The organism is Massilia phyllostachyos (genome assembly GCF_021044825.1).
Lineage (GTDB): Bacteria > Pseudomonadota > Gammaproteobacteria > Burkholderiales > Burkholderiaceae_D > Telluria > Telluria phyllostachyos.
This window is the reverse complement of the sequence record NZ_JAJNOC010000003.1, coordinates 512,072-527,774: the sequence shown is the minus strand read 5'-3', so window position 1 is coordinate 527,774 and position 15,703 is coordinate 512,072. Positions and strand designations below refer to the sequence as shown.

At 65.8% G+C, this 15,703-nt stretch carries 14 protein-coding genes; 8 read left to right on the top strand and 6 right to left on the bottom strand.

Annotated elements, in window-relative coordinates; genetic code table 11:
* Positions 1-448: 448 nt before the first annotated feature.
* Together LQ564_RS13280 and LQ564_RS13275 are read right to left on the bottom strand one after the other, a co-directional pair.
* Positions 449-1,996, bottom strand: coding sequence for a phospholipase D family protein (locus LQ564_RS13280; protein ID WP_231058570.1), 1,548 nt, complete (start codon positions 1,994-1,996; stop codon positions 449-451).
* The gene (locus tag LQ564_RS13275; protein WP_231058569.1) at positions 1,997-2,776 is read right to left on the bottom strand and encodes an enoyl-CoA hydratase; all 780 of its coding nucleotides are present in this window, start codon (positions 2,774-2,776) and stop codon (positions 1,997-1,999) included.
* Positions 2,777-2,869: 93 nt separating this feature from the next.
* On the opposite strand from LQ564_RS13275, the gene LQ564_RS13270 reads away from it, so the two are divergent.
* On the top strand, positions 2,870-4,099 hold the full coding sequence (locus tag LQ564_RS13270) for an MFS transporter (RefSeq protein WP_231058568.1): 1,230 nt from the start codon (positions 2,870-2,872) through the stop codon (positions 4,097-4,099).
* 32 nt (positions 4,100-4,131) lie between these two features.
* On the opposite strand, the gene mltA is transcribed toward LQ564_RS13270, so the two are convergent.
* On the bottom strand, positions 4,132-5,367 hold the full coding sequence (gene mltA, locus LQ564_RS13265) for a murein transglycosylase A (RefSeq protein WP_231058567.1): 1,236 nt from the start codon (positions 5,365-5,367) through the stop codon (positions 4,132-4,134).
* A gap of 130 nt (positions 5,368-5,497) precedes the next feature.
* Positions 5,498-5,872 (bottom strand): Co2+/Mg2+ efflux facilitator ApaG/CorD, encoded by a 375-nt coding sequence (gene apaG, locus LQ564_RS13260; RefSeq protein WP_231058566.1) that lies wholly within the window; start codon positions 5,870-5,872, stop codon positions 5,498-5,500.
* Positions 5,873-6,028: 156 nt separating this feature from the next.
* On the opposite strand from apaG, the gene rpe reads away from it, so the two are divergent.
* From rpe to LQ564_RS13225, 7 genes are all read left to right on the top strand, one after another.
* Entirely contained in the window at positions 6,029-6,700 is a 672-nt protein-coding gene (gene rpe, locus LQ564_RS13255) for a ribulose-phosphate 3-epimerase (protein WP_231058565.1), read from the top strand.
* Positions 6,700-7,398, top strand: coding sequence for a phosphoglycolate phosphatase (locus tag LQ564_RS13250; protein WP_231058564.1), 699 nt, complete (start codon positions 6,700-6,702; stop codon positions 7,396-7,398). Before rpe ends, LQ564_RS13250 begins: the two co-directional genes overlap by 1 nt.
* A gap of 189 nt (positions 7,399-7,587) precedes the next feature.
* Positions 7,588-9,096: an anthranilate synthase component I gene (gene trpE, locus LQ564_RS13245; protein WP_231058563.1), complete on the top strand. Its 1,509-nt coding sequence runs from the start codon at positions 7,588-7,590 to the stop codon at positions 9,094-9,096.
* 1 nt (position 9,097) lies between these two features.
* Positions 9,098-9,661, top strand: coding sequence for an anthranilate synthase component II (locus LQ564_RS13240; protein ID WP_231058562.1), 564 nt, complete (start codon positions 9,098-9,100; stop codon positions 9,659-9,661).
* A 205-nt stretch (positions 9,662-9,866) separates the two neighbouring features.
* Positions 9,867-10,904 carry an anthranilate phosphoribosyltransferase gene (gene trpD / locus LQ564_RS13235; RefSeq protein WP_231058561.1) on the top strand — a complete coding sequence of 346 codons (1,038 nt, stop codon included), beginning with the start codon at positions 9,867-9,869 and terminating at the stop codon, positions 10,902-10,904.
* A gap of 16 nt (positions 10,905-10,920) precedes the next feature.
* Entirely contained in the window at positions 10,921-11,721 is an 801-nt protein-coding gene (trpC, locus tag LQ564_RS13230) for an indole-3-glycerol phosphate synthase TrpC (protein WP_231058560.1), read from the top strand.
* A 246-nt stretch (positions 11,722-11,967) separates the two neighbouring features.
* Positions 11,968-12,453 (top strand): energy transducer TonB, encoded by a 486-nt coding sequence (locus LQ564_RS13225; RefSeq protein WP_231058559.1) that lies wholly within the window; start codon positions 11,968-11,970, stop codon positions 12,451-12,453.
* A 4-nt stretch (positions 12,454-12,457) separates the two neighbouring features.
* Here the strand turns inward: LQ564_RS13225 and LQ564_RS13220 are convergent, their stop codons facing one another.
* Both LQ564_RS13220 and LQ564_RS13215 read right to left on the bottom strand, forming a co-directional pair.
* A complete protein-coding gene (locus tag LQ564_RS13220; RefSeq protein WP_231058558.1) occupies positions 12,458-13,765 on the bottom strand; it encodes an amidohydrolase in 1,308 nt (435 codons plus the stop codon).
* Positions 13,766-13,822: 57 nt separating this feature from the next.
* Positions 13,823-15,652: a M61 family metallopeptidase gene (locus LQ564_RS13215; RefSeq protein ID WP_231058557.1), complete on the bottom strand. Its 1,830-nt coding sequence runs from the start codon at positions 15,650-15,652 to the stop codon at positions 13,823-13,825.
* Between the last annotated feature and the right edge of the window lie 51 nt (positions 15,653-15,703).

The following is a 15,703-nucleotide window of genomic DNA, read 5'->3' as shown; positions in this document are numbered from 1 at the left end:
TGTGTAAAGCATGCCGCCAGCGTTCAATCTGAGCCAGGATCAAACTCTTCAGTTCAATCTCTGTTTGTTGACTCTTTCGAGTCATCCGCTATCGCTAGCGGAGTCGCTCACTCAAAATACTGACGAAACCTTCTTTCGAAGATTTACGTTTAATACTTTGTGCGAACATTTGATAATTTAAGTAATCAGCTGAACTAGTCAGCTGGCACCCTCATCAAACGCCCACACTTATCGACTGTTGATTGTTAAAGATCGGTATTCTGTACTACCTTGCTGCACCGTGCGAAGCGTTGTGTTCGTCAGCAGCAGAGAAGCGAGATTATGCGGTGTTTTGCGTTTATCGTCAACCCCTTCTTTTCCTTCGCTTCGCTGCTTCAAGAAGCTGCGCCGGCGTCGGAGGAGCAGAACTATAGCAAAGCGCCCGAGGTCCCGCAAGGGCCACGTGAACTCACAACAGCCAGTCGATCGGCAGGATCGACAGCACCTGCACCCCGGCGCGCTGCCAGAAAGTCGTGCCCGGCTCCTGGTCGTGGCGCAGTAGCTTCCCGTCCGTGCGCTCGAGCCAATACAGCTTGCCCTGCCCGTCCACGCGAACCTCATACGCCCGTTCCGGCATGCTCTCCCGCAGCGTCTTGCTCAGCTGCGCCGCCATTGCCGGGCTGTCGATCACGAATCCCATCTCCGTATTCAGGTCGATCGAGCGCCGGTCCATATTGAAGGAGCCGATGAACACGGTGCGGCCGTCCACGCCGAAGGTTTTCGCATGCAGGCTGGAGGCGGAGCTCCCGAAGCGTCCCCTCCCCGTCTCCGGCAGCGCCGCCCCCCAGCTGCGGCGCAGCTCATACAAGGAGACGCCGGCCTCGATCAGTTCGCGCCGCCACTTGGCGTAACCCGCATGCACGGCGGCGACGTCGGTCGCCTCCAGCGAATTGGTCAGCACCCGCACCTTGACGCCGCTGCGCGCCAGATCCTCCAGTGCCTGCGCCGCTTCCTTGCTGGGCACGAAATAGGGAGAGACCAGGTCGACCGACTGCTTCGGCTCGCCCAGCAACTTGCGCAGGCCGACCGCCATCCGCTCATCCGGTTCGGCCTGTCCCAGCACCTTGTCCGGCGGATCGCTGACCAGGCGCGTGACGCTCCATTCCAGCGGCAACTGCTGCCGCACCAATTGCTCGACAAAGGGCGAGTTGACAATCGCCTCCAGGTAGCGCTGCGCTTCGTCCTGCACGCGGTAGGCGGCGGCGCGCTCGGCCAGCGCCGCCGCAGGCTCGGCATCGCCTGCGTCGACCAGGGTGTTGACGGGATAGGCGGACGCGCTGTTCCAGTAGTTGTCGAAGTCCTTCGATACGTCACGCACCACCGGCCCCACGGCCAGCACATCGAGGTCGACGAACAGCATGTCGCCGCTGGCGTCGAAGTATTCGTTGCCGATGTTGCGGCCGCCGATGATGGTGGCCTGGTTGTCGGCGGTGAAGGATTTATTGTGCATGCGCCGGTTCAGGCGGCCGAAATCGGTGAGGTAGCCGAGCCCGCGCCAGCGCCGCATGCGGAAGGGATTGAAGAGGCGCACCTCGACGTTCGGGTGGCGGTCGAGGGCGGCCAGCACCGGGTCCAGGCCGCCGGTATTGTTATCGTCCAGCAGCAGGCGCACCCGCACGCCGCGTTCGGCGGCGCTGCGCAGCACATCCAGCATCAGGGTGCCGGTCAGGTCGTCGCGCCAGATGTAATACTGGACGTCGAGGCTCCGTTCGGCGCTGTGGGCCAGCAGCACGCGCGCCGCAAAAGCGTCGCGGCCGTCGACCAGCGGATGCACGCCCGAGCGCCCCGGATTCGCGGCCGCCAGCGGCGCCACCGCCTGCCCGAGCGGCGTGGACTCGGTCCGTTCCAGCGCCACGCCGGCGCTGCGCTGCCCCAGCGGCGGCAGCGTGCTGCAGCCATAGACCGCGACGGCGGCGATGACGACAACCGCCGCGCCCCGCCGCAGCGCCGCTTTCATTTACATGCCTTCGAAGTTCGGCTTGCGCTTCTCGAGGAAGGCCGCCATGCCCTCCTTCTGCGCCGGGGTGCCGAAGCCGGCGTGGAAGTAGCGGCGCTCGTAGCGCACGCCTTCGTTCAGCGGCATCTGGTAGGCCTGGTTGACGCAATCCTTGATCTGCATGGCGACCGACACCGGCATCTCGGCGATGCCCTGGGCGATCTTGAGCGCCTCTTCCATGACCGATTCGGCCGGATAGATGCGCGAGACCAGCCCGGTACGCTCGGCTTCCGCGGCGTCGATCATGCGGGTGGTCAGCAGCATGTCCATCGCCTTCGATTTCGAGATCGCGCGCGGCAGGCGCTGGGTGCCGCCGGCGCCCGGGGTGACGCCGACCTTGATTTCCGGCTGGCCGAACTTGGCGCTGTCGGCGGCGACCAGGAAGTCGCACATCATCGCCAGCTCGCAGCCGCCGCCCAGGCAGTAGCCGGCCACCACGCCGATCACCGGCTTGCGGATGTTCAGGATGTGCTCCCAGTTGCGGCCGATGTAGTTGCCCGGGTAGGTGTCCACGCTATACGTATAGTTGGCCATGGCCGCGATGTCGGCGCCGGCTGCGAAGGCCTTGTCGCTGCCGGTCAGGATGATGACGTTCACGCCCGGGTCGGCGTCGAAGGCATGCAGGGCCTGGCCCAGCTCGTTCATCATATTGTCGTTCAGCGCATTCATCGCCTTCGGGCGGTTCAGGCGGATCACGGCGACCTTGCCGTGTTGCTCGATCAGCAGATCGGTGTAGTCCATGGTGCTGTCCCCTTCTTTATGTGGATGGATCAGGGGAATTGTAGCGTCTCGCAGCACGCCGAACACAGGTATGATGTCCGGTTCCGCACTATCTTGCGTGAGATCATCATCGATTCGGACTTCCGCCGCTTCTGGTTCAGCAGCATCCTGGCCCATTTCGGCGCCCAGATCACCCTGCTGGCCCTGCCGATCTGCGCCGTGCTGATGCTGCACGCCTCGCCGGCCCAGATGGGCACCCTGGCCGCATTCGAATCGCTGCCCTTCCTGCTGTTCGGCCTGCCCTCCGGCGTGCTGCTGGACCGCATGCGCCGCCTGCCGATCATGATGTGCAGCGACGCCATGGTCGCCACCGCCCTGCTCACGGTGCCGCTGGCCTGGTGGCTCGACGTGCTGTCGGTACACTGGCTCTACGCGGTGGGCTTCGTGATCGGCGCCGGCCACGTGGTGGGCGGCAGCGCCGAGCAGGTCTTCCTCACCTTCCTGGTCGGGCGCGACGGCCTGGTCGATGCGCAGTCGAAGTTCGCGGCGACCGAATCGGCGGCGCGGGTGCTCGGCCCCGGCATGGCGGGCGGCCTGGTGCAGCTGCTGGGCGCCCCGCTCGCCATCCTGTGCAACGTGGCCGGCTTCATCGTCTCGCTGCTGAACCTGCGCCGCATCCGGAAGCGCGAACCGCAGCCGCCACCGTCGAACGCGCATCCGCTGCGCGACATCCAGGAAGGACTCGCCTTCGTGTGGCGCCAGCCGCTGCTGCGCACCCTGGCCTGGGTCTCGGCCTGCTGGCACCTGCTGTTCTACGGTTACACCGCCCTGCACGTGATTTTCGCCACCCGCGTGCTCGGCATGACGGCGGGGACCATGGGGATGGCCAATATGCTCGGCGGCCTGGGCGTGCTGGCGGCCTCGCTGCTGGTCAAGCCTTTATCAAAACGCTTCGGCACCGGCGGCGGGATCCTGATCGGCCTGTGCGTGTCGGCGCTCGGCTTCGCGCTGGTGCCGGCCATTCCGGCCGCCCTGTTCGGCAGCGCGGGCTGGACCCTGGCCGCCTATGCGATGGTGGTGTTCTGGATCGATTGCGGCGCCACGCTGTTCTTCGTGCCCTACATCGCGCTGCGCCAGCGGGTGACGCCGGACGCGGTGCTGGGCCGCATGGTGGCGACCATGCGTGCGCTGACGGTGGCCGCGGCGCCGCTGGGCGCGCTGCTGGCGGGGGCGCTTGGCGAGGGTTTCGGCGTGCGCGCGGGATTAGGCGGCATCGCGGCCGGCGCAGTCATGCTGGCGGCAGCGAGCGTCTTCGGCACCCGCCTGCGCCATGCAAAGGACTGAGAGGGCTTCAGGAACTTCGGTGTAGCGGCGCACTAGCGCGAGGCCGGCTTGGGCATCAGGACCCAGACCTGGCCGCGCTGCTTCATCTTTCCGGCGCGGTCCACCGCGTCCGGGCCGAAGCCGTAGAAGAAATCGGCCCGCACCGCGCCGCGGATCGCGCCGCCGGTGTCCTGCGCCATCATCAGGCGCTGCATCGGCACATCGCTGGCCGCTTCGGTGGTGGCCAGGAACAGCGGCGCGCCGAGCGGCACGAAGCTGGGGTCGATCGCCACCGAGCGTCCAGGCGTGAGCGGTACGCCGAGCGCGCCCTTGGGACCCAGCGAAGGATCGGGCAGCTTCTCTTCGCGGAAGAAGATATAGCTCGGGTTCACGTTGAACAGCTCCTGGCGGCGCCCGGGGTTTGCGACGATCCAGGCGCGGATGCCCTGCGCGGTCGCCTCCGCCGACGTCAGGTAGCCCTGGTCCACCAGCCAGCGGCCGATGGCCTTGTACGGATGGCCGTTCTGGTCGGCATAGGCCACACGCACGGTCTCTCCCGTATCCAGCTGCACCCGGCCCGATCCCTGCACCTCCAGGAAGAAGGCCTCCACCGGATCGTTCACCCACAGCAGTTCCTTGCCCGCGATCGGCGCGCGCGCGATCTCGGCGCGGGTGCTGTAGGGGACCACGGTCTTGCCGGCCAGGCGGCCACGCAGGCGCATGCCTTTCAGCTGCGGATAGACGCTGCCCAGGTCGATGGTCAGCATATCGTCCGGCACGCGGTACAGCGGCGTCTGATTGGCGCCGCCGCGCCTGCGCGAACCGTACAGCATCGCCTCGTAGTAGCCGGTGATCAGGCCGGCGTCCGCACCGTCGGCGGCGCGCATCAGGTTCGGCACGAACCAGGTTTCGAAGAAGGTCCGCACCGCCGCCGCATCGGCCGCATCGATGCCGCGCGCGGCGGCGCACACGGCTTTCCAGTCGGCCTTGCCGGCGAGGCCGCGGCAGGATTGCAAAAAGGCCGGCCAGGCCTGGCGCAGGTCGTCCTGCTGCCAGCCGGGCAGGTCGCTGAAGGCGACCGGCGTCATCAGGGGTGTCGGCGCGGGCGGCTGGGTCGGCTGGGCCGGAGGCGGCGTGGGCTGCGGCGGCACATAGACCGGCCCGACCGGCGGCGGCATGCGCGTCGGTTCGGCCGGCTTGGCCGGCTCTTGCTGCGGCGTGGTCGAGCAGGCCGTCAAAAAGGCGACGAGGAGAAGCGAAGCGGTTACACTGCGGCGTGTCGGAAACATAAGGCGAGGACCGGTATGTGGATCTTGATGGTGGAAGCTGGGGTGGCGCTGTTCCTGCTGGTCTTTATCGTCTGGTGGACCATGTTCGCAGGCCGCAAGGACCAGGACAACAACGACGAATAACGACTAATCAGTGCAGCGCGCCCGGCTGCGACAGCACGAACTCGGGGATCGGCACTTCGAAGCGGTGGCCGTCCTCGGCCACGCAGAAGTATTCGCCGTACATCGAGCCCTGCGGCGTGGCGCTCTCGGTGCCGCTGGTGTATTCGAACTGCTGGCCCGGCTGCAGCAGCGGCTGGTGGCCGACGACGCCGAGGCCGCGTACTTCCTGCACCTGATTGTTGGCGTCGGTGATGACCCAGTGGCGCGAGATCAGCTGGGCGGCGACGCTGCCGGTATTGCGGATCGTGATGGTGTAGCTGAACACGTACTGGTCGCGCTCGGGGTTGGACTGTTCCGCCAGGTACTGGGTCTTGACGGTGACAGCGAATTCATAGGCGGCCATGGGGTTTCCTTGCGTGATCGATAAGAGTGTCTGAAACGCCACGTGTGGCGCAAACGACAATCATACCGCGCAGCGCCGTCGAAAGGCGCTTCACCACAGCGGCTTCGCTCCTCATCGGCGTAAAATAGCGGCTTCCTTTTTACCCGCACCGCCACCATGACCACCTACCGCATCGCCCCCAGCATCCTGTCCGCCGATTTCGCCCGCCTGGGCGAGGAAGTGCGCAATGTCGTCGCCGCCGGCGCCGACATCATCCACTTCGACGTGATGGACAACCACTACGTCCCGAACCTCACCATCGGCCCGCTGGTGTGCCAGGCGATCCGTCCGCACGTGGACGTGCCGATCGACGTGCACCTGATGGTCAAGCCGGTCGACCGCATCATCCCGGACTTCGCCAAGGCCGGCGCCAACATCATCACCTTCCACCCGGAAGCCTCGGAGCACGTGGACCGCTCGCTGCAGCTGATCCGCGACCACGGCTGCAAGGCCGGCCTGGTGTTCAACCCGCACACCCCGCTGCACTACCTGGAACACGTGATGGACAAGATCGACATGATCCTCATCATGTCGGTGAACCCGGGCTTCGGCGGCCAGTCCTTCATCCCGCAGGCGCTGAAGAAGATCGAGCAGGCGCGCCGCATGATCGACGAATCGGGCCGCGACATCATGCTGGAGGTCGACGGCGGCATCAAGGCGGACAACATCGCCGCCGCAGCCGCCGCGGGCGCCGACACCTTCGTCGCGGGTTCCGCCATCTTCGGCAAGCCGGACTACAAGGCCGTGATCGACGCGATGCGCGCCGAACTGGCGAAGGTCGGCCAGTAATGCGGGCCGGCGCAGCAGGCATCCGGGCCGCCATCGTCGACCTGGACGGCACCATGCTCGACACGGTGCCCGACTTCGAGGCGGCCCTGAACGGCATGCGCGCCGACCTGGGCCTCGGGCCCATCACGCAGGACGTCATCAAGCCGCTGGTCGGCAAGGGCTCCGAAAAACTGGTGCGCGATGCGCTGCTGCTCGACTGGGATGCGGCGCGCGTCGATGCCGTGTTCGACGAGGCGCTGGCGGGCTACCAGCGCCACTACCTGGCCGTCAACGGCGAGCGCGCGACGCTCTACCCCGGCGTGATCGAAGGCCTGCAGGCCATGCGCGATGCGGGCCTTCGTTTGGTGTGCGTCACCAACAAGCCGGTCGCGTTTGCCGAACCGCTGCTGGAACAGAAAGGCCTGGCGCCGTATTTCGAGCGCGTGTTCGGCGGCGATTCCTTCGCGAAGAAGAAGCCGGACCCGATGCCGCTGCTGGGCGCTTGCGCCGCGCTGGACCTGGCGCCGTCACACGTTGTGGCGATCGGCGACTCGTCCAACGATGCGGAAGCCGCGCGTGCGGCCGGCTGTTTCGTGCTCACCGTCCCATATGGTTATAACCACGGACGCCCTGTACAAGAAATCAAATCCGATGGTATAGTGGGTTCGCTGCTCGAAGCAGCTGTGCTGATATCTGCGCATAACGACACCGCAAAATAAGTCATCTATACATGTTTTTCACTAAAAAACACACTGTCAACCAGACCGGCGCCCTTGAGGCCTGGCTGTGGCGACGCTGGCAATCCTGGGCTAACTAAGCCGCGTTGATTGCTGCCGGTCGCACTCGTCCGGCAGGTTTTTTGAAGTGAACCACCGCCCTCCCCACGCTTGGGCGGTCTGGAGAAAAGCATGACCGAACTCGAATTCAAGTCGCTGGCCAACCAGGGCTACAACCGCATCCCCCTGATCGCGGAAGCCTTCGCCGATCTCGAAACCCCGCTTACGCTCTACCTCAAGCTGGCCCAGTCCCAGCAGACCGGCAAGAACACCTTCCTGCTGGAGTCGGTGGTCGGCGGCGAGCGCTTCGGACGCTATTCCTTCATCGGCCTGCCTGCAACGACCCTGATCCGCTCGAGCGGCACCCGGCTCGAAGTCGTGAAGAACGGCGAAGTCGTCGAGACCTTCGAGGGCAATCCGCTCGAATTCATCGAACAGTTCCAGTCGCGCTTCAAGGTCGCGCTGCGTCCCGGCATGCCGCGCTTCTGCGGCGGCCTGGCCGGCTACTTCGGCTACGACACCGTGCGCCACATCGAGCGCAAGCTGCAAGACTCCTGCCCGCCCGACACCCTCGGCCTGCCGGATATCCAGCTGATGCTGACCGAAGAGCTGGCGGTGATCGACAACCTGTCGGGCAAGCTGTACCTGATCGTCTACGCCGACCCGGCGCATCCGGAAGCCTATGGCCGTGCGCGCCAGCGCCTGAAGGAACTGCGCGTGATGCTGCGCCGGAGCGTCGACGCGCCGGTGACCTCGAGCTCGGTGCGTACCGAAGCCGTGCGCGAATTTTCAAAGGACGACTACCTGAAGGCGGTGGCCAAGGCCCACGAATACGTGATGGCCGGCGACCTGATGCAGGTGCAGATTGGCCAGCGCATCCGCAAGCCCTACGTGGATTCGCCGCTGTCGCTGTACCGCTCGCTGCGCTCGCTGAACCCATCGCCCTACATGTACTACTACAACTTCGGCGACATGCAGATCGTCGGCGCTTCGCCGGAGATCCTGGTCCGCAACGAGGCCCTGCAAGGTGCTGGAAATGAGGGCGGCAAGAAGGTCACCCTGCGCCCGATCGCCGGCACCCGCACCCGCGGCGCGACGCCGGAACGCGACGCCGAGCTGGCCGCCGAACTGCTGGCCGATCCGAAGGAGATCGCCGAGCACGTGATGCTGATCGACCTGGCGCGCAACGACATCGGCCGCATCGCGGAAACCGGCAGCGTGAAGGTCACCGACCGCATGGTCATCGAGAAGTACTCGCACGTGCAGCACATCGTCTCCAACGTCGAGGGCAAGCTCAAGGACGGCATGTCGAACCTCGACGTGCTGCGCGCCACCTTCCCGGCCGGCACCCTGACCGGTGCGCCGAAGGTGCGGGCGATGGAAGTGATCGACGAACTCGAGCCGAGCAAGCGCGGCATCTACGGCGGCGCCTGCGGCTACCTGTCGTTCGGCGGCGAGATGGACGTGGCGATCGCGATCCGCACCGGCGTGATCAAGGACGGCAACCTCTACGTGCAGGCCGCGGCCGGCATCGTCGCCGACTCCATTCCGGAGATGGAATGGCAGGAAACCGAAAACAAGGCGCGCGCCGTGCTGCGCGCGGCCGAACAGGTGCAAGACGGCCTGGATGGGGAGTTCTGACATGCTGCTCATGATCGACAACTACGATTCCTTCACCTACAACATCGTCCAGTACCTGGGCGAACTGGGCGAGATTGTCCACACCGTGCGCAACGACGAGATCACGCTGAACGAGATCGAGAAGCTGGCGCCGGAACGCATCTGCATCTCGCCGGGACCGAAGGCGCCCAAGGACGCCGGCATCTCGCTCGACATCCTGCGCGAGCTGAAAGGCCAGCTGCCGATCCTCGGCGTGTGCCTGGGGCACCAGGCGATCGGCGAAGCCTTCGGCGGCAAGGTGATCCGCGCCAAGCAGGTCATGCACGGCAAGACCTCGCTCATCGCGCATACCGGCGAAGGCGTGTTCAAGGGGCTGCCGAGTCCTTTCACCGTGATCCGCTATCACTCGCTGGCGATCGAGCGTGCGTCGCTGCCGGACTGCCTGGAAGTGACGGCGTGGACCGATGATGGGGAAATCATGGGCGTGCGGCACAAGGAGTACGACATCGAAGGGGTGCAGTTCCATCCCGAGTCGATCCTGTCGGAGCACGGCCATGCCTTGTTCAAGAATTTCCTGACGCGCTGACGTACACCGCCAGCCCAAAGACCGTCGTTCCGGCGAAGGCCGGAACCCAATTTTGTGTGAATAGTTGCTACCGCTCGAGCTAGCTGGTATGCGACGAACTTGGATTCCGGCCTTCGCCGGAATGACGGATCGAAGGCTGCGGAGCGAGCGATGAGCTAGCGATAAGCGAGCGTTACGCAAACGACTTTCACATACTGGACCCGCCATGCCGATCACCCCACAAGAAGCCCTGCTGCGCTGTATCGAACACCGCGAGATCTTCCACGACGAGATGCTGCACCTGTTCCGCCAGATCATGTCGGGCGAGATGTCGCCGACCATGGTCGCGGCGTTGACCATGGGCCTGCGCGTGAAGAAGGAAACCATCGGCGAGATCACCGCCGCCGCCCAGGTCATGCGCGAATTCTCGACCAAGGTGCCGATGGCCGACACCACCCACCTGCTCGACATCGTCGGCACCGGCGGCGACGGCGCCAACACCTTCAACATCTCGAGCGCCTCGATGTTCGTGGCCGCGGCAAGCGGCGCGCGCGTGGCCAAGCACGGCGGGCGCAGCGTGTCCTCGTCGAGCGGCAGCGCCGACCTGATCGAATCGCTCGGCGCCCAGATCGACCTGAAGCCCGAGCAGATCGCCCAGTCGATCGCCCAGACCGGCATCGGCTTCATGTTCGCGCCGAACCACCACGCGGCCATGAAGCACGTGGCGCCGGTGCGCCGCGAACTGGGCGTGCGCAGCATCTTCAACATCCTCGGCCCGCTGACCAACCCGGCCGGCGCGCCCAACATCCTGATGGGCGTGTTCCACCCCGACCTGGTCGGCATCCAGGTGCGCGTGCTGCAGCGCCTCGGCGCCCAGCATGCGATGGTGGTGTGGGGGCGCGACAATATGGACGAGGTGTCCCTGGGCGCCGGCACCCTGGTCGGCGAGCTGGTGAACGGCGAGATCCGCGAGTACGAGATCCATCCGGAAGACTTCGGCATGTCGATGATCGCGAGCCGCAACCTGAAGGTGGCCAACACCGCCGAATCGAAGGAGCGCGTGCTGGAAGCGCTGCGCGGCGAACCGGGTCCGGCCTGCGACATCGTGGCCCTGAATGCCGGCACCGCCCTGTACGCGGCCGGGGTGACGTCCTCGATCGAGGAAGGCTTGGCCAAGGCGCGTGCTACGATCGCATCCGGCGCGGCCCTGGCCAAGCTCGAGCAATTCGTCACCGTCACGCGCCAGCTCGGCGGCCACGCTTAGTCAACCTGAAACCTCCATGTCCGATATCCTCAACAAGATCCTGGCCGTCAAGGCCGACGAAGTCGCCGCCGCCAAGAAGGCGCGCGACCTGTACAGCCTGCGCCGCGAGGTCGAGAGCGATGCCGAATCGCGCGCCGCGATCCGCGGTTTCGAACGCAGCCTGCGCAGCAAGATCGCCGCCGGCCACGCCGGCATCATCGCGGAAGTGAAGAAGGCCTCGCCGTCGAAGGGCGTGCTGCGCCCCGACTTCCAGCCGGCCGCCATCGCCCGCAGCTACGCCGAACACGGCGCGGCCTGCCTTTCCGTGCTGACCGATGTGCAGTTCTTCCAGGGTTCGGTGGACTACCTGCGCCAGGCGCGCGCGGCGTGTGCGCTGCCGGTGATCCGCAAGGATTTCATCGTCGATCCCTATCAGGTGTACGAGGCGCGGGCGATGGGGGCGGATGCGATTCTCTTGATCGTGTCGGCGCTGGACCATGGGCTGATGGCGGAGCTGGAAGCGTGTGCGCTGGAGCTGGGCATGGACGTGCTGGTCGAGGTGCACGACGGGGAGGAGCTGACGGCGGCGCTGAAGCTCAAGACGCCGCTTGTCGGGATCAATAACCGGAATCTGCGGACGTTCGAGGTGTCGCTGGATACGACGCTGGGGCTGCTGGATCGGATTCCGGAGGATCGGCTGGTGGTGACCGAATCGGGGATCATGGGGCCGGGGGATGTGAAGCGGATGCGCGAGGCGGATGTGCATGCGTTCCTGGTCGGGGAGGCGTTCATGCGGGCGCCGGAGCCAGGAGGTGAATTGGCGCGGTTGTTTGGCTAAAGCTTGAGTTATTGGCTGCACGACGGAATTGGATCCCGGCCTTCGCCGGGATGACGTGCGTAGGCACATGGCCGACTTCCTAATTCGTTGGCTCGAAGACCGTCGTACCGGCGAAGGCCGGTACCCAATTTCCCTACCGAAGCCGCTCACTCACCGCAGCCACACAAGAAACGGAACTCCGGATGACTTAAAGCGTCGAAGTTGAACGCCCCCGAGGCGTCAACCCGCGACGCTCATTCATCCGCCATGAACATCCTCCTGCGCTTCCTGGTCCTGCTGGCCTTCCTGGGCGGCTGCACCAGCCCTCCCCCACCCGCCGTCCCGGTCGAAGAACGCAGCAACATCCACGTCGGCCCACCGACACCGACGGCAGCTCCCGTCCCGCCGCCATCCCTGACGCTCGACGCCTATAAAACCCACGTCGCGCGCCACATCCTCGAGCGCAATGCGGAGCGCACCTTCACCGGGCGCCTGCCGCCGCTGCTGCCGGCGATCGTGGTGGTGAACATCACGGTGGACAAGGAGGGGCAGTTGCAGGACGTGCGGGTACAGCGCTCGCGCGACCCGGACGCCTCACGGGTGGCGCTGGCCTCGATGCTGCGCAGCGGGCCGCTGCCCCGGCCCGAGGGGCTGGTAGCGGACAATACCGGAGCGATGACCTTTTCCGAGACTTTCCTGTTCGACCGCGACTACCGCTTCCAGCTGCGGACACTCGCGGGGCCGCAGGACTAGAAGCTCAGCGGCCGAGGACGTTCAAGACTGCCAGGCTCATGGCCTGCGCGGCGGTCTTGATCGACGGTTCCGGCACCGGCGCGTAGAAAGGCGAGTGGTTGAAGGCGATCGGCTTGCCGCCTTCGCGTTCGGCATCAAGCACCGCCTTCGGATCGTAGACGCCGGTGAAGAAGAACATCGACGGAATGCCTTCGTTGACGAACAGCGAGAAGTCCTCGCTGGCCGTCATCGCCGGCATGCGCTGGGCGTTGGCGGCGCCGAACGCGTCCTTGAAGACGGCTTCGGTCTTGCTCACCAGCGCCTCGCTGTTGACGATGGCCGCGCCGCCCGAGACCAGCTGGACGTCCGGCGCCGGCGCGCCCGCCATCGCGGCGGAAGCGTTGGCCACGCGGCGCACGCCCTCCAACAGCTTGGCGCGCACGTCCGGGCTGTAGGAGCGGATGGTGCCGCGCACCTGCACGCTGTCCGGGATGATGTTGCCGACCGTGCCGCCGTTGATGGCGCCGATGGTGACCACGCCGAATTCCTTCGGGTCCTTCTCGCGGCTGACCACGGTCTGGACGTCGACCACGAAGCGCGCGGCGATCGTGATCGGGTCGAGCGATTTATCGGGCGCCGAGCCGTGGCCGCCGCGGCCCTTGAACACGATCTCGATGGAATCCGAGTTCGACGAGACCGGGCCGTTGTTGAAGCCGACCGTGCCGTGGGCCAGCGGCCAGGAATGCAGGGCGAAGGCGTAGTCCGGTTTCGGGAAGCGCTTGAACAGGCCATCGTCCAGCATGGCCTTGGCGCCGGAGACGATCTCTTCGGCGGGCTGGGCGATGAAGACCAGGGTGCCTTTCCACTTTGCTTTCATCTCCACCAGCGTACGCGCGGCGCCGAGCCAGCTCGACATGTGGATGTCGTGTCCGCAGCTGTGGGTGACGAAGCTTTCGCTTCCGTTGCTGACCGCCTTGGCACGGCTGGCGTAGGGCAAGCCGGTTTTTTCTTCCATCGGCAGGCCGTCCATCTCGGTGCGCACCAGCACCGTGGGGCCGGCGCCGTTCTTCAGGACGGCGACGATGCCGGTCTTGCCGACCTTTTCGGTGACCTCGAAGCCGAGCTTGCGCATTTCGGCGGCGAGCTTGCCGGCGGTGCGGACTTCCTGGAAGGCGATTTCGGGGTGGGCGTGGAGGTCCTTGTAGATGGTGTCGAGCCAGGGGTACATGCCGTTGACGCGGGTGGTGACGTCGGATTTCAGCGGGGCCGGGAGTTGCGCGAACGTGGGCGTTGCGGCCAGCGAAAGGACGGCGGCGATCAGGGCATGTTTCAAGGTAAGCCTCGGTGCAAATTTTAGTTGGACGCGCGGACGGCGGAGCCGTCCACCCTACTACACTGCGCTTGGACGTTTCAGCGAAGTCGACTTCTTGCCGGCGATTGCTTGCGACACGGTGATGCCCGGCACGCGGTCACCCTGCAGGGTCACCTCGAACTCCATCAGCTCGTCGCGGCGGAAGGCATGGACTTTCACCTTGTCGCCGACGCGGTAGCGGCACAGCAGGCTGTCGACATTGGCCGGATTGCCGTTCACGCGCAGGCCGTCGATCGCGATCAGCACGTCCTGCGCCGACAGGCCGGCGCGGTGGGCGGCGCCGCCTTCGTGGACCTGGGTCAGCTTGGCGCCGATCGGGTCGCGGCCGATGCCGGCGTCGAGCGACGGCTTGCCGCCCTTGCGCTCGTCGACCAGCTTGACGCCGAAGCCGGCGTACAGCTTGGCCAGCGGCAGGTCTTCGGTGCCGCGCACCCAGCGGTCGAACTGCGTGCGCAGGCGCGCGCCCGCGACCTCGTCGAAGATCGCCTCGACTTCGGCTTCCGTCACGCCACGGCCGGCGCCTTTGTAGAAGTCGCGGCCGAAGCGTTCCCACAGCGCCAGCATCACGTCGTCGAGCGACTTGGCGCCGCCGGTCTTGGCGCGGATGGTCAGGTCGAAGGCGAGACCGATCAGCGAGCCCTTGGTGTAGTAGCTGATGATGGCGTTCGGCGAATTCTCGTCCTGGCGGTAGTACTTGCTCCAGGCGTCGAAGCTGGAATCGGCCACGCTCTGCTTCAGGCGCCCGCTGCCGCGCAGCACGCCGCCGATGGTTTTACCGAGCAGCTTGAAATAGGTCGCCTCGCCGATGATCCCGGCGCGCACCAGCATCAGGTCATCGTAGTAACTGGTGAAACCTTCGAACAGCCACAAGAGCGGCGTGTAGTTCTCGACCTGCAGGTCGTAGGGCGCGAACACGGCCGGCTTGATGCGCTTGACGTTCCAGGTGTGGAAGTACTCGTGGCTGCACAGGCCGAGGAAGCGCAGGTAGCCCTCGCCCGGCTCGGCGGTCTTGGGCGCGGCGAGGCTCGGCAGGTCGGCGCGCGCGGCGATCAGCGCGGTCGAGGCGCGGTGCTCCAGGCCGCCGTAGCCGTCGCCGACCGCCATCGTCATGAACACGTAGCGGTCCATCGGCGCCCGCTTCGTCGTTGGCTCGAAGAAGGCGATCTGGGTGTCGCAGATGGCCTTCAGATCGGCCTGCAGGCGCGCCATGTCGAGGTTCGGCACGCGGCCGGTGATGACGATGTCGTGCGGGATGCCGTGCGACTTGAAGGTGGCCAGTTCGAAGTCGCCCATCTCGACCGGGTGGTCGATCAGCTCGTCGTAGTTGGCCGCCACATAGGTGCCGAAGCCGTAGCGCTTGGCGCCCAGTTCCTTCATCGCGGTGGCGACGCGCCAGGTCTTGGCCGCCGGGTCGCCCGGGCGCTGGATGTCGACCTGCTGCGTCAGCGCTTCCTGGCCCACCACGCGCAGGAACACGCTGGTGCCGTTGAAGAAGCCGTGTGTCTGGTCGAGGTGGGCGGCGCGCACCGACAGGTCCCAGGCGTAGACCTCGTAGTGCAGGGTGAGTGGACCGGAAACCCTGGCCGCGCGCCAGGAATGCTTGTCCAGCTTGGTCAGCGCCACGTCCGTCCCGGCGCTCTCGGCGCGGATGCGCACGATGTTGCGGGCGAACTCGCGGATCATGTAGCTGCCCGGGATCCATGCCGGCAGTGCGAAGACCTGTCCCTCGGGGTCCGGGGCCGCGACCGTGACAGTGACGTTGAACAGGTGGCCCGCCAGGTCCTTGGGCACGATGGTGTACTGGACGGCAGGTGACGAAGCTTGCTTGCGCTGGGAAGGTTTTTTCATAGTTGTATGGACAGGCGGCCGGAATACTCCCTAGTGTAATCGGATTCGATC

Bases quoted from the DNA above. Each gene is read 5' to 3' on its own strand.
- trpD (WP_231058561.1), top strand. From the start codon at position 9,867: ATGCCGATCACCCCACAAGAAGCCCTGCTGCGCTGTATCGAACACCGC.
- LQ564_RS13280 (WP_231058570.1), bottom strand. From the start codon at position 1,996: ATGAAAGCGGCGCTGCGGCGGGGCGCGGCGGTTGTCGTCATCGCCGCC.
- LQ564_RS13215 (WP_231058557.1), bottom strand. From the start codon at position 15,652: ATGAAAAAACCTTCCCAGCGCAAGCAAGCTTCGTCACCTGCCGTCCAG.
- rpe (WP_231058565.1), top strand. From the start codon at position 6,029: ATGACCACCTACCGCATCGCCCCCAGCATCCTGTCCGCCGATTTCGCC.
- mltA (WP_231058567.1), bottom strand. From the start codon at position 5,367: ATGTTTCCGACACGCCGCAGTGTAACCGCTTCGCTTCTCCTCGTCGCC.
- LQ564_RS13275 (WP_231058569.1), bottom strand. From the start codon at position 2,776: ATGGACTACACCGATCTGCTGATCGAGCAACACGGCAAGGTCGCCGTG.
- trpC (WP_231058560.1), top strand. From the start codon at position 10,921: ATGTCCGATATCCTCAACAAGATCCTGGCCGTCAAGGCCGACGAAGTC.
- LQ564_RS13250 (WP_231058564.1), top strand. From the start codon at position 6,700: ATGCGGGCCGGCGCAGCAGGCATCCGGGCCGCCATCGTCGACCTGGAC.
- trpE (WP_231058563.1), top strand. From the start codon at position 7,588: ATGACCGAACTCGAATTCAAGTCGCTGGCCAACCAGGGCTACAACCGC.
- LQ564_RS13225 (WP_231058559.1), top strand. From the start codon at position 11,968: ATGAACATCCTCCTGCGCTTCCTGGTCCTGCTGGCCTTCCTGGGCGGC.
- LQ564_RS13240 (WP_231058562.1), top strand. From the start codon at position 9,098: ATGCTGCTCATGATCGACAACTACGATTCCTTCACCTACAACATCGTC.
- apaG (WP_231058566.1), bottom strand. From the start codon at position 5,872: ATGGCCGCCTATGAATTCGCTGTCACCGTCAAGACCCAGTACCTGGCG.